Source organism: Streptomyces sp. NPDC001617 (assembly GCF_053596855.1).
Map to the genome: position 1 here is coordinate 22,940 of NZ_JBSFHA010000007.1, position 23,231 is coordinate 46,170.

The 23,231-nt window shown below is 71.4% G+C and carries 18 protein-coding genes; 6 read left to right on the forward strand and 12 right to left on the reverse strand.

Features of this window, described 5'->3' with window-relative positions:
- Both ACWC09_RS07870 and ACWC09_RS07875 read right to left on the reverse strand, forming a co-directional pair.
- The gene (locus tag ACWC09_RS07870) at positions 1–1,767 is read right to left on the reverse strand and encodes an ABC transporter ATP-binding protein (RefSeq protein WP_450849619.1); all 1,767 of its coding nucleotides are present in this window, start codon (positions 1,765–1,767) and stop codon (positions 1–3) included.
- 31 nt (positions 1,768–1,798) lie between these two features.
- The gene (locus ACWC09_RS07875; RefSeq protein WP_450849621.1) at positions 1,799–2,656 is read right to left on the reverse strand and encodes an aldo/keto reductase; all 858 of its coding nucleotides are present in this window, start codon (positions 2,654–2,656) and stop codon (positions 1,799–1,801) included.
- A gap of 258 nt (positions 2,657–2,914) precedes the next feature.
- On the opposite strand from ACWC09_RS07875, the gene ACWC09_RS07880 reads away from it, so the two are divergent.
- The gene (locus ACWC09_RS07880; protein WP_450849623.1) at positions 2,915–3,808 is read left to right on the forward strand and encodes a Gfo/Idh/MocA family protein; all 894 of its coding nucleotides are present in this window, start codon (positions 2,915–2,917) and stop codon (positions 3,806–3,808) included.
- Positions 3,809–3,815: 7 nt separating this feature from the next.
- On the opposite strand, the gene ACWC09_RS07885 is transcribed toward ACWC09_RS07880, so the two are convergent.
- Both ACWC09_RS07885 and ACWC09_RS07890 read right to left on the reverse strand, forming a co-directional pair.
- The gene (locus ACWC09_RS07885; protein WP_450849625.1) at positions 3,816–4,169 is read right to left on the reverse strand and encodes a hypothetical protein; all 354 of its coding nucleotides are present in this window, start codon (positions 4,167–4,169) and stop codon (positions 3,816–3,818) included.
- A 100-nt stretch (positions 4,170–4,269) separates the two neighbouring features.
- A complete protein-coding gene (locus ACWC09_RS07890; protein WP_450849627.1) occupies positions 4,270–6,534 on the reverse strand; it encodes an MMPL family transporter in 2,265 nt (754 codons plus the stop codon).
- A gap of 179 nt (positions 6,535–6,713) precedes the next feature.
- On the opposite strand from ACWC09_RS07890, the gene ACWC09_RS07895 reads away from it, so the two are divergent.
- Complete coding sequence (locus ACWC09_RS07895; protein ID WP_450849629.1) at positions 6,714–6,920, forward strand: hypothetical protein; 207 nt, start codon at positions 6,714–6,716, stop codon at positions 6,918–6,920.
- A gap of 119 nt (positions 6,921–7,039) precedes the next feature.
- On the opposite strand, the gene ACWC09_RS07900 is transcribed toward ACWC09_RS07895, so the two are convergent.
- Complete coding sequence (locus tag ACWC09_RS07900; protein WP_450849631.1) at positions 7,040–8,188, reverse strand: sulfite oxidase; 1,149 nt, start codon at positions 8,186–8,188, stop codon at positions 7,040–7,042.
- A 163-nt stretch (positions 8,189–8,351) separates the two neighbouring features.
- Here ACWC09_RS07900 and sthA point away from each other — a divergent pair, with 163 nt between their 5' ends.
- The 3 genes from sthA (at position 8,352) to ACWC09_RS07915 (ending at position 12,521) form a co-directional block, all read left to right on the forward strand.
- Entirely contained in the window at positions 8,352–9,755 is a 1,404-nt protein-coding gene (gene sthA, locus ACWC09_RS07905) for a Si-specific NAD(P)(+) transhydrogenase (protein WP_450849633.1), read from the forward strand.
- A gap of 322 nt (positions 9,756–10,077) precedes the next feature.
- Entirely contained in the window at positions 10,078–11,550 is a 1,473-nt protein-coding gene (locus tag ACWC09_RS07910; protein ID WP_450849635.1) for an APC family permease, read from the forward strand.
- Positions 11,551–11,561: 11 nt separating this feature from the next.
- Positions 11,562–12,521 carry a hypothetical protein gene (locus ACWC09_RS07915; protein WP_450849637.1) on the forward strand — a complete coding sequence of 320 codons (960 nt, stop codon included), beginning with the start codon at positions 11,562–11,564 and terminating at the stop codon, positions 12,519–12,521.
- A gap of 12 nt (positions 12,522–12,533) precedes the next feature.
- Here ACWC09_RS07915 and ACWC09_RS07920 read toward each other — a convergent pair whose 3' ends face one another.
- The 5 genes from ACWC09_RS07920 to ACWC09_RS07940 all read right to left on the reverse strand — a co-directional run bounded on the left by ACWC09_RS07920 (position 12,534) and on the right by ACWC09_RS07940 (position 18,841).
- Positions 12,534–13,610: a HoxN/HupN/NixA family nickel/cobalt transporter gene (locus ACWC09_RS07920; protein WP_450849815.1), complete on the reverse strand. Its 1,077-nt coding sequence runs from the start codon at positions 13,608–13,610 to the stop codon at positions 12,534–12,536.
- Positions 13,611–13,777: 167 nt separating this feature from the next.
- Entirely contained in the window at positions 13,778–14,632 is an 855-nt protein-coding gene (gene prcB, locus ACWC09_RS07925) for a proteasome subunit beta (protein WP_450849639.1), read from the reverse strand.
- Between the two features lie 73 nt (positions 14,633–14,705).
- Positions 14,706–15,638 (reverse strand): lysylphosphatidylglycerol synthase domain-containing protein, encoded by a 933-nt coding sequence (locus ACWC09_RS07930; protein WP_450849641.1) that lies wholly within the window; start codon positions 15,636–15,638, stop codon positions 14,706–14,708.
- Between the two features lie 108 nt (positions 15,639–15,746).
- Complete coding sequence (locus ACWC09_RS07935) at positions 15,747–18,104, reverse strand: glycoside hydrolase family 65 protein (protein WP_450849643.1); 2,358 nt, start codon at positions 18,102–18,104, stop codon at positions 15,747–15,749.
- Complete coding sequence (locus ACWC09_RS07940) at positions 18,101–18,841, reverse strand: HAD family hydrolase (protein WP_450849645.1); 741 nt, start codon at positions 18,839–18,841, stop codon at positions 18,101–18,103. Before ACWC09_RS07940 ends, ACWC09_RS07935 begins: the two co-directional genes overlap by 4 nt.
- A 164-nt stretch (positions 18,842–19,005) precedes the next feature.
- On the opposite strand from ACWC09_RS07940, the gene ACWC09_RS07945 reads away from it, so the two are divergent.
- Positions 19,006–19,677 carry a nucleoside/nucleotide kinase family protein gene (locus ACWC09_RS07945; protein WP_450849647.1) on the forward strand — a complete coding sequence of 224 codons (672 nt, stop codon included), beginning with the start codon at positions 19,006–19,008 and terminating at the stop codon, positions 19,675–19,677.
- Here the strand turns inward: ACWC09_RS07945 and ACWC09_RS07950 are convergent.
- Together ACWC09_RS07950 and ACWC09_RS07955 are read right to left on the reverse strand one after the other, a co-directional pair.
- On the reverse strand, positions 19,667–21,499 hold the full coding sequence (locus ACWC09_RS07950) for a hypothetical protein (protein ID WP_450849649.1): 1,833 nt from the start codon (positions 21,497–21,499) through the stop codon (positions 19,667–19,669). The two genes, ACWC09_RS07945 and ACWC09_RS07950, sit on opposite strands and share 11 nt — an antisense overlap.
- Positions 21,500–21,514: 15 nt before the next feature.
- On the reverse strand, positions 21,515–23,230 hold the full coding sequence (locus ACWC09_RS07955) for a hypothetical protein (protein ID WP_450849651.1): 1,716 nt from the start codon (positions 23,228–23,230) through the stop codon (positions 21,515–21,517).
- Position 23,231: the final 1 nt, after the last annotated feature.

Here is a 23,231-nt window from a genome sequence, read left to right on the forward strand (position 1 = left end):
TCAGGCGACCTGGCCGGCGTGCAGTCGCGTGTACGCCCCGCCCCGGTGCAGGAGTTCCTCGTGCGTCCCGGTCTCCAGGATGCGGCCGGCGCCCATGACCACGATCCGGTCGGCGCCCCGCACGGTGGACAGCCGGTGTGCCACGACGAACGTGGTCCGGCCGCGCAGCAGCCGGGCCAGCGCCTGCTGGACGAGCGCCTCCGAGCGGGTGTCCAGGGCGGACGTCGCCTCGTCCAGGATCAGCACCCTGGGGTCGCGGATCAGAGCGCGGGCGATGGCGAGGCGCTGGCGCTGTCCGCCGGAGAGCCGGGCGCCGCGCTCGCCGACGACCGTGTCGAGACCCTGCGGCAGCCGGTCGACGAACTCCAGCGCGTTGGCGTCGCGCAGCGCCGCCCGTACGGTCTCCTCCTCGGCCTCGTCCATGCCGTAGGCGACGTTCTCCCGGATCGTGCCGTCGAAGAGGATCGACTCCTGCGGCACGACCGACACGAAACGCCGGTACGTGCGCAGGTCGAGGGCGTTCATGTCGGTGCCGTCGAGCAACAGCCGGCCGGAGGTCGGCCGGATGAAGCCGATGACGAGGTTGAGCACGGTGGACTTGCCCGCCCCGGACGCGCCGACCAGGGCGATGGTCTCGCCGGGGGTCACGGCGAGGGTGAAGTCCCGTACGGCGGGTCGGCCGCTGTCGTACGCGTGGCCGACCTGCTCGAACGTCACGGCGCCTCGCACCGAGGTGACCTCCGCCTTCCCCTCGTTGTCCTCGAGTTCGGGCGCCTGGAGCACCTCGCCGACCGAACGGACCGATTCGAGGCCCTTGGTGATGACGGGGGCCAGGCTCGCCAGTGTGGTCGTGGAGTTGGTGAGCGTGGTCAGGAAGGCGCTGAGCATGACGACATCGCCCGGGGTGACGCCCCAGACGCGGTAGTACGAGACCAGGGCGGCGCCGGCCAGGACGAGCACGCCGACCACGTTGAGGACGACCCAGGCCAGCGAGCCGAAGCGGCCGTTGACCAGGTCGAGGCGCATGCCGGAAGTGAGGAGGCGACGCAGGGTGCCGTCCATGCGGCGCAGCGCCTTGCCCTCCAGGCCGTGCGCGCGGGTGACCGGGATGAGACGGGTCATCTCGGAGACGCGGGAGGAGAGGGTCTCGACCTCGTGGCGGAAGTGCTCGTTGTGGCTGCGCAGTCGGGCCCTCAGGCGGGCCACGACCAGCGCGGCGGCGGGGACGACGACCAGGAAGACGGGCACGAACTCCGGTGTGCGGACGGCGATGATGACGAGCCCGCCGACGAGCACGGTGATCGCCCCGAGCCCGCTCTCGGCGGTCTGCTGCACCATCTGCTCGACCGTCTCGACGTCCCGGACCACCTTGGCCTGCAGGACTCCGGCGCTGACGCGGGAGTGGTAGCCGATGGACAGCTGCTGCATACGGGTGCACAGCCCGGAGCGCAGGGCGGTCCCCATACGGCGGACGCTGCCGTACAGGAGGCGGACGTACAGCACGTGCAGCGGGTAGTTGACCAGCAGGATGAACAGGATGATCCCGGTGCTGAGCCAGAGCCTGCCGATCGGCCCGTGCTGGACCACGGTGTCGATGATGGACGCGGTGATGAGCGGGAGCAGCCAGACCGGGCTGTGTTTGACGGTGAACACGCCGACCGCCGCGATCAGGTGGCGGCGGTCGGCGCGGAACAGGTATCCGAGCGTGCGGATCGGGTGTTCGTCGCGGTAGCGGTGGTCGAGGGGTCTTTCCGACGACGACGCCATCGGCGGGGTCCTCCGTGGTGACCTCGGGGTGTCAGATGCCGTCGAGCTCGGCGAGTTCCTCGGCGCTGAGGTCGAGCTCGGTGGCGGCGAGGGAGTCGAGGATGGTCTCGGGGCGGCTGGCGCCCGGGATGGGCACGACCACCGGCGACTTGGCGAGCATCCAGGACAGGCACACGCGCTGCGGGCTCACACCGTGGGCCCCGGCGATCCGGGCGAACGGCGCGTAGCCGGCGCCCAGTTCACGGGCGCGAGAGATACCGCCGAGCGGGCTCCAGGGCAGGAAGGCGATGCCGAGCTCGTCGCACAGCTCCAACTCCGGCTCGCTGGAGCGGAAAGCCGGGGAGAACTGGTTCTGTACGGAGACCAGGCGCCCGCCGAGGATCTCGTTGGCCTCCATGATCTGGTCCGGGTCGGCGTTGGAGATGCCGGCCAGCCGGATCTTGCCCTCGTCGAGCAGGTCCCGCACCGCGCCGACGGACTCGGCGTACGGCACCCTCGGGTCGGGACGGTGGAACTGGTACAGCCCGATGGCTTCCACGCCGAGCCGGCGCAGGGACGCCTCGCAGGCCTCCCTGAGGTGGCGGGGGCTGCCGTCGAGGGTCCAACTGCCGTCCCCGGGGCGCAGATGGCCGCCCTTGGTGGCGACCAGGACGTCCTTGCCCCGGTCGTGGGAGGCGAGAGCCTTGGCGATCAACGTCTCGTTGTGGCCGACGTCGTGGGCGTCCCGGTGGTAGGCGTCCGCGGTGTCGATCAGGGTCACACCGGCGTCGAGGGCGGCGTGGATGGTGGCCAGGGAGCGGGCCTCGTCGGGCCGGCCCTCGATCGACATGGGCATACCGCCCAGCCCGATCGCGCTGACGTCGACGTCCCCGATGCGGCGGGTCTGCATGTGCTCGTGACCTCTTTCGGCTGTCGCGCGGAACCGAACGGCGTCCGCCCGCCGGACAGGGAGCGAGGCGGCACCGGAACACCGTCCAGCCTGACCCGCCCGTGGGCCGGAGGTCCAATAGAGGAAAGAGAACGCATTCAGCAGCCGGACCACTGAATCGCGAGGCCCCCCACTCGGTTTGCACGCCCGGCCGGTCGGTGTGCGACGCTCACTGCCGAGCAGCCGCCACGACGGGCGGCGTGACGGAGAGGCGGCGGCATGCGCATAGGACTGCTCGGTACCGGCCCCTGGGCCGGGATGGCTCACGCTCCCGCCCTGAGCGAGCATGCCGGACTGGACTTCGCCGGGGTGTGGGGCCGCCGTCCGGAGGCCGCGAAGGAACTCGCCGACCGGTTCGGCACGCGCGCCTACGACGACGCCGACGCGCTGTTCGCCGACGTGGACGCGGTCGCCGTGGCACTGCCGCCGTCCGTGCAGGCGGATCTCGCGGTGCGCGCGGCGCGGGCCGGATGCCATCTGCTGCTGGACAAGCCCGTCGCGACGACGGTGGAGCAGGGGCGGGCCGTGGTGGCCGCCGTGCGGGAGGCCGGGGTCGCCTCGGTGGTCTTCTTCACCACCCGCTTCCAGACCGAACCCGCGGCGTGGATCGCCGAACGGGCGGGGGTGGACGACTGGTTCACGGCGCACGCGCAGTGGCTCGGAGCACTGTTCGGCCAGGAGAGCGGCAGCCCGTTCGCCGACTCGCCGTGGCGGCAGGAGAAGGGCGCGCTGTGGGACGTGGGGCCCCACGCGCTGTCGGTGCTGCTGCCGGTCCTCGGCGACGCCCGGCGGGTGACGGCCGCGGCGCCCGGGCCCCGCGACACGGTCCATCTGGTCCTCGACCACGTCGGCGGCGCGTCCAGCACGCTCACCCTCAGCCTGTCGGCCCCGCCGGCGGCGGCGGGCGCCTGCGTCGAACTGCGCGGCGCGGCAGGGGTGGCGCTGCTCCCCGAGAGCTCCGAGGGGGCGGTCACGGCCCTCGTCCACGCCGCCGACGCACTGCTCGCCGCCGTGGAGACCGGTGAACCGCACCCGTGCGACGCGGCCTTCGGGCTGCGGGTCACGGAGATCCTGGCGGAGGCCGAGGCCCGCCTGGAGGATGCCACAAGCTGACGTACCGTCACAGTCCGGCCGTCTCCGCCTCGTCACCGGGACGCTCCTCGAACGGCTCGTCGCTCCAACGGAACCAGGCCCGGTCGCCCTCGATGTGCAGCAGGAACTCGGGGACCGGGCCCTGCGGCGAGGAGAGGGCGACACGCCGTCTGACCTCGTCGTAGGCCTTCTCCCACGCCTCCTCGTCCTCGTCCCGCTCCGCCAGGGCGAGTTCGCGAGCGAACAGCTCCCGAACGGCCTCGAAGCCCGGACCGGCGGCGAATCTCCCCGACAGCCACGGAAAGTCGGCTTCGTCGATCAGGATCTCCCCGACCGCCTCCGCGTCGCCGTGCACCCGCCAGACCTCGCCATCGAACCCCACTGCGCCTCCCACGCCCGCCGCCGACGATCACGCCACCGACCAGCTTGCCACCCGGCACGGACAGTGGGTCCGCCTGCCGCGAGCGAGCGGCACCCCGATCTCACGTCCGCGTCACGGGGCGCTCGCCGGCGTCCTGCGGGGCCGCGGCCTGCTCCTGGTCCCCCTCGGCGTCGATGTGCGGCAGGATCCGGTCCAGCCAACGCGGAATCCACCAGGCGTGGCTGCCGAGCAGGGTCATCACGGCCGGCACCATCAGCAGCCGTACGACGGTCGCGTCGATCAACACGCTCACGGCCAGGCCCAGTCCGAGCATCTTGACCACGATGTTGTCGCTGACGATGAAGGCGGCGAAGACGCTCACCATGATCAGCGCCGCGCAGGTGATCACGCGCGCGGTGATCTCGAGCGCATGGGCGACGGAGGCCTTGGCGTCTCCCGTGCGCAGCCAGGACTCGTGGACGCGGGAGAGCAGGAAGATCTCGTAGTCCATGCTCAGTCCGAAGATGATCGCGAACATCATCATCGGCACATAGCTCTCGATGGGCACCTTGCCGTTGACGCCCAGCGCGGGTCCGCCCCACCCCCACTGGAAGACGGCCACGACGACGCCGTACGAGGCCCCGATGGACAGGACGTTGAGGACGGCCGCCTTGACCGCGACGAGCAGGCCGCGGAAGACGGCCAGGATGATCAGGAACGCCAGCGCGACCACGACGCCGATGATCAGGGCCAGTCGGCTCGCGACGATGTCGCGGAAATCGACCTGTGCCGCCGTCGTGCCGGTGACATAGCCCTTGGCCTTCGTGCCGGAGACCGCGTCCGGGAGGGTGTGGTCGACCAGACGGTTCGTCAGGTCCGTGGTGGAGGCGCTCTGCGGGGACTGCTTCGAGTAGACGGTGCCGATCAGCACGTCCCCGTCCTTGGTCGGCGTCAGCTGGGTGACCGTGGAGGCCCCGGCGACGGCGTTCAGGGTCTTCTGGGCCTGCGAGGAGAGGGCGGAGCGCTGCGACGACGGCACGGTCGTCTGGTCGATGACGACCGTGAGCGGGCCGTTGGAGCCGGGGCCGAACGCGTCGGTCATCAGGTCGTAGGCCCTGCGGTCGGTGAAGGACGTGGGATCGGCGCCGTCGCCGATGTGCCCGAGCTGGATGGAGAAGACCGGGATGGCGAGGACCACGACGGTCACGACGCCGGCGGCCAGGAACTGCCAGGGCCTGCGTTCCACGCGCTGGGCATAGCGGTGCCAGGTGCCCTGGGGCTCGGCGCCCGCGGCCGCGTCGGTCTCGGCGACGGGACGGCGGACGTGGTAGCGGTCGATGCGTCTGCCGATCAGACCCAACAGCGCCGGAACGAGGGTCAGTGCGCCGATGACCGCCGAGACGACCGTCGTCGCGGCGGCGAGACCCAGTTTGCCGATGAAGCTCACGCCGGACGCGTACAGTCCGGCGAGGGCGATGATCACCGTGCAGCCGGAGACGAGCACGGCTCGTCCGCTGGTGGCGGTGGCATGGCCCGCCGAGTGCACCGGGTCGGCGCCGTCCATGAGGTTCTGCCGGTGACGGGTGACCAGGAACAGGGCGTAGTCGATGCCGACGCCGAGGCCGATCATCGTGGCCAGGGTCGGCGAGACGGTGGCGAAGGTGAAGGCCGCCGCCAGCAGCCCGAGGCAGGCGAGTCCGCCGACGGCACTGACCAGCGCGGTCAGCAGGGGCATGCCGGCGGCGATCACACTGCCGAAGCCGACCAGCAGGACGACGATCGCGACGCCGAAGCCGATCAGTTCGCTCACGCGGTCGTCCGGCTGGGGCCGGGCCAGTTCGCCGAGCGGGCCGCCGTACTCGACCTGTGCGCCGGCCGAGCGCAGCGGCTGCACGGCCTTGTCGACGCCGGACAGATAGCCGTCGCCCAGCGTGGAGGGCTGCACGTCGAAGCGGACCGTGACGTACGCCGTCTTCCCGTCGGAGGAGAGGGGACCGACCTTCGACGTGGGGGTGGAGAGGGGGTTCTGGGCCGACAGGACGTGCGGCAGCTTCTGCAGGTCGGCGACCGTCGTGGACATCTGCGAGCCGAGCGCGGTGAGCGACTTCTGTCCGTCGTGCAGGACGATCTGGCTGCTGTATCCGCCGGCCGCGGGGTCGTGCTGTTTCAGGACGTCGAGGCCCTGCTGGGACTGGACTCCGGGCAGCGAGAAGTTGTCGGAGTACTCACCGCCGAACGACCGGTTGAGGATCTGCAGCGCCACGATGGCCACCAGCCACGCCACGATGACGATCACGAAGTGCCGGGCGCACCACTCGCCCAGCCGTCGCAGTACCCCTCCGGTGGCAGTCCCCGTTCCCCCGGCGCTGGTGTGGCTCGGTGACATGGCCCTCGTCTTCCCTGTCGTCGGCCAGACGCTCGTATCCTCATGAGACACCCGCCCGATCACTCTGGCATCTCGGGACCCTTCCGGATGCACGCGGGGCCCGGGCGTTGAATGGTGATATCGGGACCGGGTACAGCACCGGGACCGACCACACGATCCGGACCCGAGGAGCAGAGATCATGCCGATGTCACAGCCCGACGCGTCCGGGTCGTCCGAGGACCGCGTCACCCCGGACGACCTGCTCCACACCCGTACCGGCACCGAGGTCTCGCCCGAGGACCTGGTCCTCGCCTCGGGCAAGGACGTCACGCCGCGCAGTCTGGAATGGGCCCGCCACAAGCTGGAGACCGAGGGCCCCGCCGCCGTGGAGAAGCTGCTGCCGTAGGCAGGTTCCGCGGAGAAGCTGCTGCCGTAGGCAGGTTCCGCGGAGAAGCCGCTGCCGTAGGCAGGTTCCGCGGAGAAGCCGCTGCCGTGCGCACGCTCCGCATACGCCTCGGCGCCGCGTCAGTCCGCGGCGCCGGGGCCGCCCGGGCCGTCGGGCTCCAGGCACAGCACCGGGACCCGCTGGACGAGGTTGTTGGCGAAGCCGCCGCGGTTCCAGGGCTGCCGCAGCGGCTGGGTGTGCCCTTCCGCGTCGGTGGCCCGTGCGCTGAGCTCGTGCTCGCCCGGGGTCGCCGTCCAGTCGTAGTGCCACCGGCGCCATGCCCACCGCAGGCCGCCGTCCGGCTCCAGGTCGGCCTCGTGCCAGGTGTGCCCCGCGTCCGTGCTGACCTCGACCCGGGTCACCGGTGCCCGCCCGGACCAGGCGCGTCCCTCCAACTCGACCGGGCCCGGCCGCACCACCCTGGCCCGGGACATGAAGTCCGGGAAGCCGGGCGGGACGAGCAGGGCGCGCGGCACGATCCGGGTGACCGGCTCGCCCTCCTCGCCGGACTCCTGCCGCAGCCGGTAGGCCACGGTCTGCTGGAAACCCGTGAACGGGGCGTCGGCGACGGTGACTTCGCGCAACCACTTCACATGCGCCATCCCGTACCAGCCCGGCACGACCAGCCGCAGCGGCCACCCGTGCTGCGGGGGCAGCGGGGCGCCGTTCATCGCGTACGCGACCAGCACCTCGGGCTCGGTGCCGGTGGCCACGTCGACCGGCAGGGCCCGCTGGTAGTCCTGCTCGACCCCGCGCTCGACCCCGTGGTCGGCACCGGTGAAGACCACGTCGACGGCATCGGCCTCCACGCCCGCCTCGGCGAGCAGCAGCCGTAGCGGTACGCCCGTCCACTCGGCGGTGCCGACCGCCTCCACGAGCCAGGGCTGGCTGACCGGACGGGGGGTCAGCAGGGCCCGACCGTTGCCCGCGCACTCCAGCGTCACGCGTGTCGTGACCTGCGGGAACGCCCGCAGGTCGGCCAGGTCCAACTGCAGCGGACGGCGCACCCGGCCTGCCAAGGTCAGCCGCCAGGGCGTGTCCTCGGGGACGTACGGAATGTCGTAGTGGGTCAGCACATAGTGCAGGCCCGGCGGGGTCACGTCGTAGCGGAGCGCCTCCAGGGGGAGGCCGTGGTTGCGGGTGGCCAGCGCCAGTTCGTCCCGGCCGATGCCCTCGTCGGGGGCGGCCAGCCGGGCGGGTGTGCTCGTGTCGGCGAGTCGATGGCCCATGGCGGCATTATCGCGCTTTGTGGCGGAATGCGGGCGGGCTGTGGAAAACCCGACGCATTCCGGGTCGGCGGGAGTCAACCAGCCGATGATCACGGAGGGTTCGGGCCTACCGTTGTCCGTTCACCCTTTCGAAGAGGGGCTTCGGGCTGACAGACTCCGGAGGGTGCCCGACTTCGACATGCTTGTCATCGGATCCGGCCCGGGCGGCCAGAAGGCCGCCATCGCCGCGGCCAAGCTCGGCCGCCGGGTCGCCGTCGTCGACCGCCCCGACATGGTCGGCGGGGTCTCCATCCACACCGGGACCATCCCGTCCAAGACGCTGCGCGAGGCGGTGCTGTACCTGACCGGTCTCACCCAGCGCGATCTGTACGGGCAGAGCTACCGGCTCAAGGAGGACATCACCGTCGCCGATCTGACCGCGCGCACCCAGCACGTGGTCAGCCGCGAGGTCGACGTCATCCGCAGCCAGCTCTCCCGCAACCACGTCTCCCTCTTCGCCGGCACCGGCCGGTTCGTCGACCCGCACACCATCGCGCTGCGTGAGGTGACCGGTCACGAACGGATGCTGAGCGCCGAGAACATCATCATCGCGACCGGCACCCGCCCGGCCCGGCCGGACAGCGTCGAGTTCGACGGCCGTACGATCATGGACTCCGACAACGTCCTCGAACTCGAACGCGTCCCGCGCTCCATGGTCATCGTCGGCGCCGGGGTGATCGGCATGGAGTACGCCTCCATGTTCGCCGCGCTCGGCAGCAAGGTGACGGTGGTCGAGAAGCGGGCCGGGATGCTCGACATGTGCGACGTCGAGGTCATCGAGTCGCTCAAGTACCACCTGCGGGACCTCGCCGTGACCTTCCGGTTCGGGGAGACCGTCGCCGCGGTCGAGCGGCATCCGCGGGGCACGCTCACCATCCTGGAGAGCGGCAAGAAGATCCCCGCCGAGTCCGTCATGTACTCGGCGGGCCGACAGGGTCTGACCGATGAACTCGACCTCGACAAGGCGGGGCTGACCGCGGACCGGCGCGGGCGGATCACGGTGGACGAGCACTATCGCACCGAGGTCCCGCACATCTACGCGGTCGGCGACGTCATCGGCTTCCCCGCACTCGCGGCGACGTCGATGGAGCAGGGGCGGGCTGCCGCGTACCACGCCTGCGGCGAACCGGTCGGGCACATGGACGACCTCCAGCCCATCGGCATCTACACCATCCCGGAGATCAGCTTCGTCGGCCGGACCGAGGACCAGCTCACCGAGGACTGCGTGCCGTTCGAGGTCGGCATCTCCCGCTATCGCGAACTGGCCCGCGGCCAGATCATCGGCGACTCGCACGGCATGCTGAAGCTGCTGGTCTCCCCCGACGACCGCAAACTGCTGGGCGTGCACTGCTTCGGCACCGGTGCCACCGAGCTGATCCACATCGGGCAGTCCGTGATGGGCTGCGGCGGCACCGTCGACTATCTGGTCGACGCGGTGTTCAACTACCCGACGCTCGCGGAGTCCTACAAGGTCGCCGCCCTGGACGCCACCAACAAGCTCCGGCAGATCGACCACATCGGCGACTGACGTCCCCGTCCGGCGTCGCCGATCATCGGTTCACAGCGCGTGCGTTCGCCGCCCGTGGACGTCTCCCCAGGCGTCCCGGGCGGCGCGTGAGGTTACCCCCTGGTCAATCTTGAAAGGTCAAAGAGTGGGGCTATCATCACTCGCACACACGCTGTGACTGCCCGGCGACGCACCGGGCGAGCGCGATCCACCACGCCTTCCCCCACCCCTGACGCGAGGCCAACCCCCGCCGGTCCGGGGCGGGTTCACCACCCCCCACTCCCCCAACGCCGTCGGGGCCGGGTCGGCCTGACGTCGTGCACGAACGGAAAGCAGCGCAACCATGAGCATCAACAGGGGAAGAGGGCTACAGGCCAACGCCCTCGGAACGTTCGACACGGTGGTGATGGCCATCGCGGGCAGCGCCCCCGCGTACTCCATCGGCGCCACCACGGCGGTCCTCGTCGGCGCGGTCGGGCTCGCCAGCCCGGCCGCTCTTCTGTACTGCGCGATACCCATGCTGGGCATCGCCCTCGCCTTCAGCTACCTCGGCCGCATCGACGTGAACGCGGGCGCCAGTTACTCCTGGGTGGGCCGCACGCTCCATCCGTTCCTCGGGTTCATCAGCGGCTGGGCGCTGGTGATCTCGGCGACCATCTTCATGGTCGCGGGCTCGCTGCCGGCCGGTTCGATGACGCTCGCCCTGTTCGACTCGCATCTCGCCGACAACACGGCGCTGTCGACGGTGGTCGGCGCGGCCTGGTTCGTGGTCATGCTGCTCGTGGTGCTGGGGGGCGCCCGGCTCACCGTCCGCGCCCAGCTCGTCATGTCCGGCATCGAACTCGCCGTCCTCGCGCTGTTCGCGGTACTCGCCTTCTTCCACAGCGACAACGCCCGGGCCTTCGACTGGTCCTGGCTCGGCTTCTCGCACTTCGACGGGGTCGCGGGCTTCGCCTCGGGCGCGCTGGTCGCCGCCTTCTACTACTGGGGCTGGGACGTCACCAGCAACCTGAGCGAGGAGACCCGCAACAGCCGTCGTACGACCGGACTCGCGGGCCTGATCGGGGTGGGCATCGTCTTCCTGCTCTTCGAGGTGTTCACCATCGCCGTGAACGTCATCCTGACCTCCCGGCAGATCGACGACAACGACGCGAACGTGCTGGGTGTGCTCGGCGAGGAGATCTGGCCGGGCCTGGGCGGCAAGCTGCTGATCGTGGCGGTGATGCTGTCGACCATCGCCACGCTGGAGACGACCCTCATCCAGGTCACGCGCTCCCTGTTCGCGATGGGCCGCGACCGCACGATGCCCTCCGCCCTGGGCCGGGCGCACCGCACCTGGAACACGCCGCATGTGGCGATCGCCGTGGTCGGCGGGGTGGCGCTGGCGATGTTCATCGCCTCCAACGCGCTGGGTTCGGTGGGCGACATCCTCGCCGACGCGATCGCGGCGATCGGTCTGCAGATCGCCGTCTACTACGGCCTCGCGGGCCTCGCGGCGGTCGTCGCGTACCGCAAGATGCTGCTGAAGTCGCCGGCCAACTTCCTCTTCGGCGGCTTGTGGCCGCTGTTCGGCTCCCTGTTCATGTTCTGGATCTTCGTCGAGTCGCTGAGCGAGCTCTCCACCGCCGCGATCGCGATCGGGATCGGCGGGCTGGCCGTCGGGCTCGTGCCGATGTTCTGGTACTGGAGGCAGGGCAGCGACTACTACCGGCCGGCCCGACTGGACGCCAGCCGCACGGTGGAGGCAGAGTACGTCCCCGACGATCTGACGGCCACGAACTCCCGTGCCTATGAGGGTCTCCCCACCGACTTCTGAGGAAGGCCCCGATGGCGCGAGACCGTTTCGCTCCGGACTTCGACCCCGACTGCGGGGACGCCGGCCTCACCGACGCCTCGCAGGACATCGTCATCGGCCGCTGGCAGGGTCTCAGGGACCTGCTGCGGACCACCGGCCCCGACTGGCTCGCACGCGGCCACCGGGTCCGCCTGCTCGCGCAGGCGTGCGCGAGCAGTTCGACCGCGGAGACCTGGCTGGCCGCCGAACCCCACAGCGCCGACGCGATGGTGCTGCGGGCGGCGACCGAGACGGCCCGCGCGTTCAACGTGGCCATCGCGGCGGGCCGGGGCATACCGATCGACCAGCACCGCATCGACACCGCGGTGACGGCTTGCCTGCAGGCGGCCCAGTCGTACCTGGACGACCCGACGCCGTGGATCTCGCTGATCTCCGTGGCACGGCTGTATCCGCAGGGGGTGCGGCGGCAGGAACTGGCGCGCTGGTGGGACGAGTTGCACCAGCGCGACCCGTACAGCGTGGAGGGCCATCTGCAGGTCCTGCACTACTACTCGGCGCGCTGGCACGGCAGTCACGGCCTGATGTACGACTTCGCCCGCGACGCCGCCGGTGTGGCACCCCCGGGATGTGCGCTGCCGGTGCTGGTGCAGTACGCGCGCGTGGAGGAGTACCGCCACGCCGTCGACTCCGGCCAGGGCAGCCGGACCTCTGTGGGTCTCGGGCAGCACTGGAACAACGACGGCGCCGTCAGTGACCTGCGCCGCACCTGGCAGCGCTGGATCATGGGCCGGACGGACGGCACCATCGCGCCCGGGGAGCTGCGCGACGTCAACTACCTGACGCACGCCGCCTGTCTGGCGGGCGACAGGGAGGTCGCCGCCGCCCTGCTGCGGATGCTGGGCCGCCGGGCCACCCGGACTCCGTGGTCGTACACGGGAGATCCGGAACATCAGCTCGCCAAGTGGCGCAAGGAGCTGAAGCTGCGCGGCTGAGCAGGGCCGGGCCTACTCGGCGGGCTGCTCGGCCGGCCGGGCCAGGCCCGCCGTCCACTTCTCCTCGATGCGGCCGAACTTCCACACCAGCAGGGCCACGATCCAGGTGGCGAAGAACAGGCCGACGATGACGAAGCCGACGATGTTCAGGTCGAGGCCGGCCACCCAGTCCCAGAAGGGACCGTTCAGGTCGAGCTTCTGGGCGAGCAGGCCGAGAAGTTCGACCGTGCCGATGAGGAGGGCGACGGCGACCGAGAGGCCGGTGATGGTGAGGTTGTAGTAGACCTTGCGGACCGGCTTGGAGAAGGCCCAGCCGTAGGCGAAGTTCATGAACGAGCCGTCGATGGTGTCGAGCAGCGACATTCCGGCGGCGAAGAGGACGGGCAGGCACAGGATCGCGTACCAGGGCAGCCCCGAGGCGGCGCCCGAGCCGGCCAGCACGAGCAGCGCGATCTCGGTGGCGGTGTCGAAGCCGAGGCCGAAGAGGAGGCCGAGCGGGTACATCTGCCAGGACTTGGTGATCGACTTCATGACGCGGCCCAGAAGCCGGTTCATGAAGCCGCGGTTGTTGAGCTGTTCGTCCAGGGCCGCCTCGTCGAAGTGGCCGTGCCGCATCCGGCGGAAGACCTTCCAGATACCGGCCAGGATGACGAGGTTGATCGCGGCGATGACGTACAGGAAGGTCCCGGAGACGGTCGTGCCGATCAGACCGGTGACGTCGTGGAGTCGGGAGTTGTCGTCGCGGACGGGCCCGGCGACCGCCTTCACCCCGAACGACAGCAGCAGCGCCAGCACGAAGACGACGCTGGAGTGCCCGAGCGAGAACCAGAACCCGACCGACAGGGGCCGCTTGCCCTCGCCCATCAGCTTGCGGGTGGTGTTGTCGATCGCGGCGATGTGGTCGGCGTCGAAGGCGTGCCGCATGCCCAGCGTGTAGGCGGTCACGCCGATGCCGATGCCGAAGGACTTCTCACCGATGCTGTAGTGCTCTGGTGCGACGATCCCGACGAGCGTGAACCACCCGATGACGTGCAGGGCGATGACGAACGCCGCCATCCCGCCGACTCTGGTCCACTCCTCCCGCGTCATGGAGGTGCGGACGCGGTGCCAGGTGGAGCCGGCGGCGGGAGCGGGCGGAGCGATGTCTTGGGTGGCCGTCACACACGCCATGTTCTCGTACTTGCAAATCATGTGCAGTAAAGGCCGCGATCGCTCTCCGTCATGAAAAGGTAAAGGCGCGGTCGGCAGCCCGCCGGTCAGGGGGCTGCGTTCGGCCCGTCCGGACGGCTGCGGCGCTGCTCCACCATCTCCCGGCTGAGCTGCTCGGTCTCCTGCTCGGGCAGCCGCTCGAAGCCCTCCTCGGTGATGACCGACACGATGGGGAAGATCCGCCGGTTGATGTCCGGCCCGCCGGTCGCGGAGTCGTCGTCGGCCGCGTCCCACAGCGCCTGAAGGGCGGCCAGGGCCGCCTCGCGCCGGTCCATGCCGGGGCGGAAGAGCTTCTTCAGGGCGCCTCGGGCGTACGGCGATCCGGAGCCGTCGGCGTGGAAGTCGGACTTCTCGTAGAGGCCGCCTGCGACGTCGAAGCTGAAGATGCGGCCCTTGCGGCCCTCGGCGGCCGCGGGGTCGTAGCCCGCGAGGAGCGGGACCACGGCGAGGCCCTGCATGGCCTGGCCGAGGTTCTGCCGGATCATGCCGGCGAGGCGGTTCGCCTTCGCGCCGAGGGTCATGGGGATGCCCTCGATCTTCTCGAAGTGGGTCAGCTCGACCTGGTACAGCTTCACCATGTCCAGGGCGAGTCCGACGGAGCCGGCGAAGGCGACGGCGGTGTGGTCGTCCGCCGGGTGCACCTTCTCCAGGTCGCGCTGGGCGATCAGGTTGCCCATCGTGGCCCGCCGGTCGCCGGCGATCATCACGCCGTCGCGATAGGTGAGGGCCAGCACGGTGGTGCCGTGCGGGAACCGGTCGGGCGCGGCCCGGACACCGTCGGGGAACGGGCGGCGGGTGGGCAGCAGTTCGGGGCGGTGCTCGGCCAGGAACGCGGTGAAGGACGCGGTCCCGGGAGTGAAGAACTCCTCCCTCAGCCGCCCTCCGGTGTCACTCGCCGCCATGCCACTCCCCCTCCTCGTCGTGCCGACAAACGACTCCTACCTGAAGCAGGGCACCGGGAAACGCCGTCGTCGCTCACAACGCCTTGCGCCGGACGAGTGCGCCGAGCACCGCCAGGCCCGGCAGCAGCGGCAGCCACACCGTCAGGAGCCGGTACCCGAGCACGACGGAGGCGGCCGCGACACCGGGCGCCCCGGCGGTCGTGAGCGCGAAGGCGAGGGCCGCGTCGAGGGAGCCGAGGCCGCCCGGCGTGGGCAGCAGGGCGGCCGCGCTGCTCGCGGCGAGGTAGAGGAGGGCCACCCGCGCCGGGGCGAGCGACAGGGCGACGGCGCGGGTGACGGCGATGAGGACGAGGGAGTGGAGCGCGACGAACGCGAACGAGCCGCCCCACAGTGCCGTCGCCCGCGCCGGGCGGGCATGGAGAACTCTGATGTCCGCCGCTACGGCCGTCAGGGCCGGGCGGCAGCGGCGCCACAGCGGGATGCCCAGCAGGAGCAGCGCGGCGGCGACCGCGGCGGCCACGACTCCCCCAGAGACCCGCGGCACCCGCAGGACACCTGGGCAGACCGCGGCGAGTACGGCGATCAGGGCGCCGCGGACGACGGCGCCGGCCGCGGCCTTGACCGCGAGGGCAGCGGCCGCGCGGCCGACGGGCAGCCCGCGGCGCATGAGGAAGCGCAGGTTGACCGCGCCCGCGCCGACGCCCGCGGGCAGCAGTTGGTTGGCGGCGGTGGCGGCGAACTGCGCGGCGAGCAGCCGACCCGGAGGCAACCGCCGTAGCACCGCGCCCTGCTGGGCGAGCGCCGCGCACACCCAGGTCCCTCCCGCGGCCACCGCACCCAGCAACAGCCAGCCCTGGTCGGCGACGGCCAGCCGGACGGCACCCGTGTGCAGCACGGGCCAGTGCCGGTGGGCGAAATAGCCGGAACCCAGCAGGACGGCGAGGGTGAGGGCCGTCTGCCAGTAGGCCTGGCGGCGGGGGGCGAGGGCGACCTGCTCGGACGTCATCCGGGGACACCCTTTCCGCGCCGCCTGAAAAAACGTTGCGAACAGGCACAAAATAACCCGCGGACGGCATCGGTGCCCTGCGGGGTACGGCCGGCTGCCTGACGTCCCTCACCCGAGGCCGGTCGGTCGGGAGTGAGGGCTGCGGTGCGGTGGCTGTTCCGGGGCGGGGCGTACCGACGGCTGCGGGACGGCGCCGACGGCGGGGGCGTCCGCGTGCACCGTCAGCGGCGTTCCATGGTGGCGGATGGTCAGGGGCGGGCCGGACAGCAGGGTGTACGTGGCCTTGTCGGGACCGATCTCCACGCGCAGGCGGCGGCCGAGGAGTTGCAGGTGGAAGGCCAGCCGGCTGAGCCGCTCCGGCAGACTCGGTGCGAAGCGCAGGGAGTCGCCGTCCCGGCGCAGACCGCCGAATCCGGCGACCAGGGCCGTCCAGGTACCGGCGAGCGACGCTATGTGCAGCCCGTCGCGCGTGTTGTGCTCCAGGTCCTCCAGGTCCATGAGCGCGGCCTCGGCCGTGTAGTCGTAGGCGAGCCGCAGATGGCCCGCCTGGGCGGCGATGACGGCCTGGACGCACGCCGACAGCGAGGAGTCCCGGACGGTCAGGGGTTCGTAGTAGGCGAAGTTGCGGGCGATGTGCTCCTCGTCGAACCAGCTGCCGCACGTGTACATGGCCAGCACCAGGTCGGCCTGTTTGACGACCTGTTTGCGGTAGAGGTCGAAGTACGGGAAGTGCAGCATCAGCGGGTACCGGTCCGGGCCGGTGGCGGCGAAGTCCCAGCGCTGGTAGCGGGTGAACCCGGCGTGCTGTTCGTGCACGCCGAGTTCGCTGTTGTACGGGATGTGCATCGCCTCGGCCGCGTCCCGCCAGGCCGCGCTCTCCTCGTCGTCGACGGCGAGGCGCTCCGCCGAGTCCGGATGGCGTTCGCAGGCGTCGGCGGCGGCCAACAGGTTCACGCGTGCCATGAGGTTGGTGTACGTGTTGTCGTCCGCGATCGCGCTGTACTCGTCCGGGCCGGTGACGCCGTCGATGTGGAAGGCACCCTGGTGGTCGTGGTGGCCGAGTGAGCGCCACAGGCGGGCCGTCTCCACCAGGAGTTCGACGCCGGCCTCACGCTCGAAGCGTTCGTCCCCGGTGGCCGCCGTGTAGCGCACGACGGCGTCGGCGACGGCGGCGTTCACATGGAAGGCCGCGGTGCCGGCCGGCCAGTACGCCGAGCCTTCCGAGCCCTCGATGGTGCGCCAGGGGAACGCGGCGCCGTCCAGGCCGAGTTGGACCGCGCGTTCCCGGGCGGCGTCCAGGGTGCTGTGCCGCCAGCGCAGCGCCTCGGCCACGGCCTCGGGCGCGGTGTAGGTGAGCAGCGGCAGAACGAAGGTCTCGGTGTCCCAGAAGGCGTGGCCGTCGTATCCGGAGCCGGTCAGGCCCTTCGCGGGGATGGCGCGCTGCTCGGCGCGTGCCCCGGCCTGCAGTACATGGAAGAGGGCGAAGCGGACGGCCTGCTGGATCTCCTCGTCGCCCTCGACCTCGACGTCCGCGCGCGCCCAGAAGTCGTCGAGGTAGGTCCGCTGGTCCTCCAGCAGGCCCTGCCAGCCGCTGTGTCCGGCCGCCGCCAGCGCCGCCTCGACCTGGTCGCTCATCGCGGGCCGCGAGCGGGCTGCGGACCAGCCGTGGGCGACCAGCTTCTCCACCCGCAGGCGTTCGCCGGGCTCCAGCACCGAGGTGATCGTCAGCCGGGCCACATCCACGTTGCTCTCGCTCGCGGCCGTGGTCCGCTCCGGGCCGGTGACCTCGTGGTCGGCGGCCACCGCCACCCGCAGCCCGCTGCGCCTGGTGCGGTGCACCAGGCGCAGTCGGTGGCCGACTGCGACGTCCTCCTCGGCCTCCAACGGCGATTTCAGCGCCTGGGAGGCCCGCGGGTCGCCGTTCGGGCCGGGCAGGCTCTCGTTGGCGACCAGCTCCGACTGGATCACCACACGGCAACGGCTGTCGACGGCCTCCACCTCGTAGGCGACCGCGGCGACGGCCCGCTGGGTGAGCGAGACCATGCGGGTGGAGCGCACCCGGACGGTGGACCCGGCGGGCGAGGTCCACTCGCAGGTCCGCTCCAGCACGCCCCGCCGCAGGTCGAGCACCCTCTCGTGGGAGACGAGACGGCCGTAGCGCAGGTCGAAGGGCTCGTCGTCGACGAGGAGCCTGAGGACCTTGCCGTTGGTGACGTTGATGACGGTCTGGCCGGACTCCGGGTAGCCGTATCCGGCCTCCGCGTACGGCAGCGGGTGCAGTTCGTGCACCCCGCCGAGGTAGGAGCCGGGCAGGCCGTGCGGTTCGCCCTCGTCGAGGTTGCCGCGCCAGCCGACATGACCGTTGGACAGCGCGAAGACCGACTCGCTCTGCGCGAGGACGTCCAGGTCGAGGCGCGTCTCGCGCACATTCCACGGTTCGACGGTGTACGCCCTGTTGGTGATCACGCCCTGCCTCCCAGTTCGGCGAGATCCTTGACGACCCGGTCCGCTCCGTGCGTGTACAGGGCGTCGGTCTGTCCCACGCGGTCGACGCCGACGACGTATCCGAAGTGGCCGGAGCGGCCGGCGTCCATACCGGCGAGGGCGTCCTCGAAGACGGCGGCCTGCGACGGCTCGACCCCCAGGTCGCGAGCGGCCGCGAGGAAGGTGTCGGGGTGCGGTTTGCCCGGCAGCCCGCGCTCGGCGGCCACGACGCCGTCGATCCTCACGTCGAAGAGGTGCTCCGCCTTGATCGAGCGCAGCACGTCGCGGGTGTTGGCGCTGGAGGAGACGATCGCGGTGCGCAGGCCCTGCGCGCGCACGGCGTCGATGTAGCGCAGGGTGCCGTCGTACGCCTCGACGCCCTCGGTGCGGATCTTCTCCAGGACCAGGGCGTTCTTGCGGTTGCCGATGCCGTTCACGGTCGGCGCGTCAGGAGGATCGTCCGGCCGGCCTTCGGGCAGTTCGATGTCCCGGGAGGCGAGGAAGGTTCGGACGCCGTCGGCGCGTGGGCGTCCGTCGACGTACTCGTCGTAGTCGGCCCCCGCGTCGAAGGGCCGGAAGTCGTCGCCCTCGCGTTCGCGCAGGAACGCGTCGAACGTCTCCTTCCAGGCGGCCGCGTGCACCACGGCTGTCCGGGTCACGACCCCGTCGAGGTCGAAGAGGCAGGCCTGGATGTTTTCGGGGAGACCGAGCTGTGTCATACCCGTTCGGTTCCCCGTGCGGGGGCATCCACATCGTGGCGCACACCACATGAGTCAGCCGTGCGGCAACGAGTGGCGTTCGTGGGCCACCACACGACTGCCCGCCTTCTCGCGCAGTCCGAGCGTCAACCGCAGACGCGGCGCCGGGTGACACACTCTGCGGTGTGCCGCTGACCTTCGAAGACCTCCTCACCCGTGCCCGAGCCCTCGGCCGCCCCGGCAGGCGCGCGATCCTCGGTATCGCCGGCAGCCCCGGCTCGGGCAAGACGACCCTCGCCGAGCACCTGGTGCGGGAGCTGAACGGGACCGGCGAGCCCTGGGTCGGGCACGTCCCCATGGACGGCTTCCACCTCGCCGACGTCGAGCTGGAGCGGCTCGGCCTGCGGGACCGCAAGGGTGCGCCTCCCACGTTCGACGCGGCCGGGTACGCGGCCCTGCTGCGGCGGCTGCGCGAGGAGGAGTACGGCGAGGTGGTGTACGCGCCCGGGTTCGAACGCGTACTGGAGCAGCCGATCGCGGGCGCGGTGCCGGTGCTGCCGACGGCCCGGCTGGTGGTGACGGAGGGCAACTACCTGCTGTTGGACAGCGGCGCGTGGCCCCGGGTGCGGCGGCAGCTGGACGAGGTGTGGTTCTGCGAGCTCGACGAGGAGGAGCGCCTGCGGCGGCTCGTCGCCCGGCACGAGGAGTTCGGCAAGGGGCATGAGGAGGCGGTGGCATGGGTGCTGCGCAGCGACCAGCCCAACGCCGAGCTGGTCGCGGCCACTCGGGACCGGGCGGACCTGGTGGTGCCGGTGGCCGCACTGGAACGCCCGTCCCGCACGGGTCTCAGCGGCTGACCGCGCGCAACGTCAGCTCCGGCTCGCCCTGCTCGTCGTCCGGCCCGATCACCGCGGTGAAGGCGTCCGTCCGGATGGTCAGCCCTTCCTCGGTCCAGGCGGCCGACACGGTGATCGGCTGCTCGGAGCCGTACCGGACGGCGAACACGTGCAGGTCCTCCGGCGCGTCGGGGATCGGGTCCGCCTCCAGCGCCGTCGAGCTCACCAGGTGCCGCCAGCCCTCGTCCGGGTTGCCGTAGCCGCGCGGGTCGGCGGCGAGGGCGAACGCGGCCTGCTCCTGGGTGAGTTCGGTACGGGCGTCGAAGTGCTCCGCGCCCCGTTCCTGCGGGTGGGTCAGGCGCAGGGGGCCCGCCGAGGAGGCCGTCGCCGCGGCGGTGCGGCGCACCCGGTCACCGTCGTCCTCGGCATACGGCAGTCCGGCCAGCAGGTAAGGCGTCCCGTCGAAGCGCTCGACGGCCACCGTCGTCCACAGGGTCGTGCCGTCGGTGACGTACAGGGACCGCACGTGCCGCAGGACGTGGTCGCGGCCGACGACCGGCTTGGTGACCAGCTTGGCGGTGAGGTCGCCGGCGCGCAGGTCCCGTACCCGGACCTCGCCCATGGGGCGGCAGAACACGAAGCCGTCGAGCACCGGACCGAAGCCGTGCTGGCGGCCCACGGCGGCGGGCAGGTAGTAGGTGCCCGCCGCCTCGACGACCGCAGGGGTCATACGGTCGTCGAAGGCCACCGAGACCGTGCCCGCGCGGAGTTGATGCCGGGCGGGCTCTGTCGACGGCTCGCGGTGCCAGCGCGTGGCGTCCTGGATCTGCCAGACGAGCATCCAGGCGAAGTGCCCGTCGACCCCGCCGTCCGGCTTGCACGCGTGCCGCGCCCAGCGGCTGTCGCCCCGGTAACGGCCCAGGTCGGAGCCGATACGGGCGCCGAAGTACCGCAGCCCCAGGACCGATTCGAAGGCGGAGTGCTGCTCGCTGTAGCGCGGACCGCCGTTGTCGAACCCGCCGTTGGTCAGGCGGGCGTCGATGTACCGGGCCAGCGCCTCGCCGTCCTCGGCGAAGACCTGCTCGCCGCTGATCCGGTGGGCCTGGGCGAGGAAGGAGAGGGAGATCGGCCCGTAGTTGTTGTCGTAGGCGCCGCCGTGCTCGGGGGGCAGGAGGGCGCCCCGGTCGCTCACACGGTGGGCGCGGATCTCGTCGTGGTACAGGCTCAGGGCGCGCTCACGGACGGCCTTCCCCTCGTCGCCGTGGAGTTGGCGGGCCAGCATCAGGCCGCCGACCACACAGCCGATGGCCTGGTTGCCGGCCTCCTGCGGGTTGAAGAAGGTCGCCTCGGTGAGCCAGCGCCAATAGCCGTGCGCCAACTCGACCATTTCGTGTCGGAGTTCGTCATGGATGATCCGGTCGCCCACCTCGACGACGTTGACCAGTTGCAGCAGCGCCCACACCGTGCTCGGCCAGTCGCCGATGGGATGCGCCCCGGCCTCCAGCACGTAACGGGCGTACGGGAGACCGGAGTTGCGCACCTTCAGGTTCGGGTAGCCAGGGTTGTCCTCTGTGAACACCCGCTCGCGGAGGTGGAAGTGCAGGCTGCGCAGGACCGCCTCCGGAAGACGCGGGTCCTGGGTGCGCTGGTTGGCCAGGGCCAGCAGCGAGGTGATGCCGAGGGAGGTGTCGCCGATGTCGTCGACGCAGTCCGGGTGTTCGAGGTTGCCCTCCGGTGTGAGCCGGGCCAGGGCCTGCTCGACGACGTCGGCGAGGACGGTGTCGTACGCCTCCGAAGTGTCCGGGAGGTCGTGCAGCGGGCCGCGCTGGTGGAGGAGGTGCACGGGTGGATCAGCCCTTCATGCCGGAGGTGCGGGCCGGTGGGCGCGCAGTGTGAGGGTCAGTGTCTGCGGTCCGTGCCCACCGAGGTAGACGTGGTTTCCGGTCGTCGCGTCGGTGCCGCCGGCCACGGTGTAGTCCTGTCCGGGGTCGTAGCGCAGTATGTCGCTCCGGTCCGGTCCGACGAGCGGTTCGCCCGTCTCGACGGCGGCCTCGACCCGGATCGCGTCGTCGCCGACGCGGTAGGTCAACGGCTCGGTCGTCAGACACCAGCGTCCGTCACCGAGCGGTACGGCGCCCTGCGGCTCGCCGCCCGGCCGGAAGGTCAGTTCGAGGGACCAGGGCACCGGCGGGCCGCTGATGTCGATCCGCAGGTCGGCCCCGTCCTCCCGCAGGTCGACCTCGACTCGGGTGGTGTGGGAGATCTCGTCCTGGGGGCGGTCGGGGAAGGCCATCGCCGCGGAGAAGCGGCCCTCATCCACCAGACGGTAGGCGCCGTCGTCGCGCCTGCGGTCCTTCGGGAGCGGCTGGTAGTAGGCGGTGGTGAGGGTTCCGGTGAGCCGGTACCGGTGGTCGGCGAGCTGTTCCATGTCGGCGGCGCGGAACGGGCCCAGGTCGAAGAACCCTCGCGAGAGGCGGACCGCGTCGAGGACGGCCTCGCCGGCGAACAGGCGCAGGAAGGTGGGGTTGCAGGCGAGGCCCGAGCGGATGCGCCGGTGCTCGGGCAGGTCGGAGCCGCCGTACACCACGGTGTGCGCGGTGGCCGAGGCGTGTGCGGCGAGGCGTGCGGTGGGGAGGTACCGGTGGCGCGGGAGCTTCTCCGCGTCCGGAGCCGGCAGGACGCGGCACAGATCCGGGGTGAGGAGGGTCTGGGCGAGCAGGTCGGGGTCGTCGATGCCGTCGATGGCCGCCAGGCGGGCCGCGCGGGCGAAGTCGCCCCGGCCGGTGCGGATCGCGAGCAGCCGGTAGTGCGGCAGGTAGGGCCACAGCGGGAACGACAGCCTCTGGTCCTGGCGGCGCGAGTGGACGGTCTCCACCGTGCCGTCCGGCCGGATGAGGTCCAGGGTCGTTGCGAGGTTGTGTTCGACGGCGTCCCGCAGGTCGGGGCGGTCGAGGACGTCGGCGAGCAGGAGCAGCGACGGGTTGGTCACGAGGGACGCGTAGACGGCACTGCGTTCCGAGTACAGGCCCTCCGTGTCGATGTCGACGCCCTCGGCGAGCCACTGCTCGACGCGGTCGAGGAGGCGGTCGTCGGGGAACGACCGGTGCAGACGGGCGAGCGCCGCGCTCAGCTCCCAGCGGTGGTTCGGGGTGTGCACCCCACCGGTCAGGAGAGGGCCGGTGGCGGCGCCCGCGATGTCGGCGAGCGCCGCCGTGACGTCAGCCAGTTCCGGCCCCGCGCCCTCGGCGAGGACGTGCGCGTCGCACACGTCGTTGACGGTGAACGCGGAGTCCGGCGGGGACTGCACGTTGTCGCCGCCCGCGAAGAGGCCGGAGGCCGTCTGCAGGGACCGCAGGGCACGGAGGTCGGTCAGCGCGGCGGCGACGGCCCGCTCGCTGCCGTGCAGGACCGACTCCGGCGAGCGGTACGCCGCGACCAGGGTCTTCACCCGCCGGGCCAGGGCGCGGTGCGGCCCGATGAATTCCGCCGCCGGGTCGGTCCCGAGCGAGGCGGCCGACCCGTCGGCGGCGAGCGCCGCCGCGCGGACGAACTCGTGGTCGAACGCAGCGGGCAAG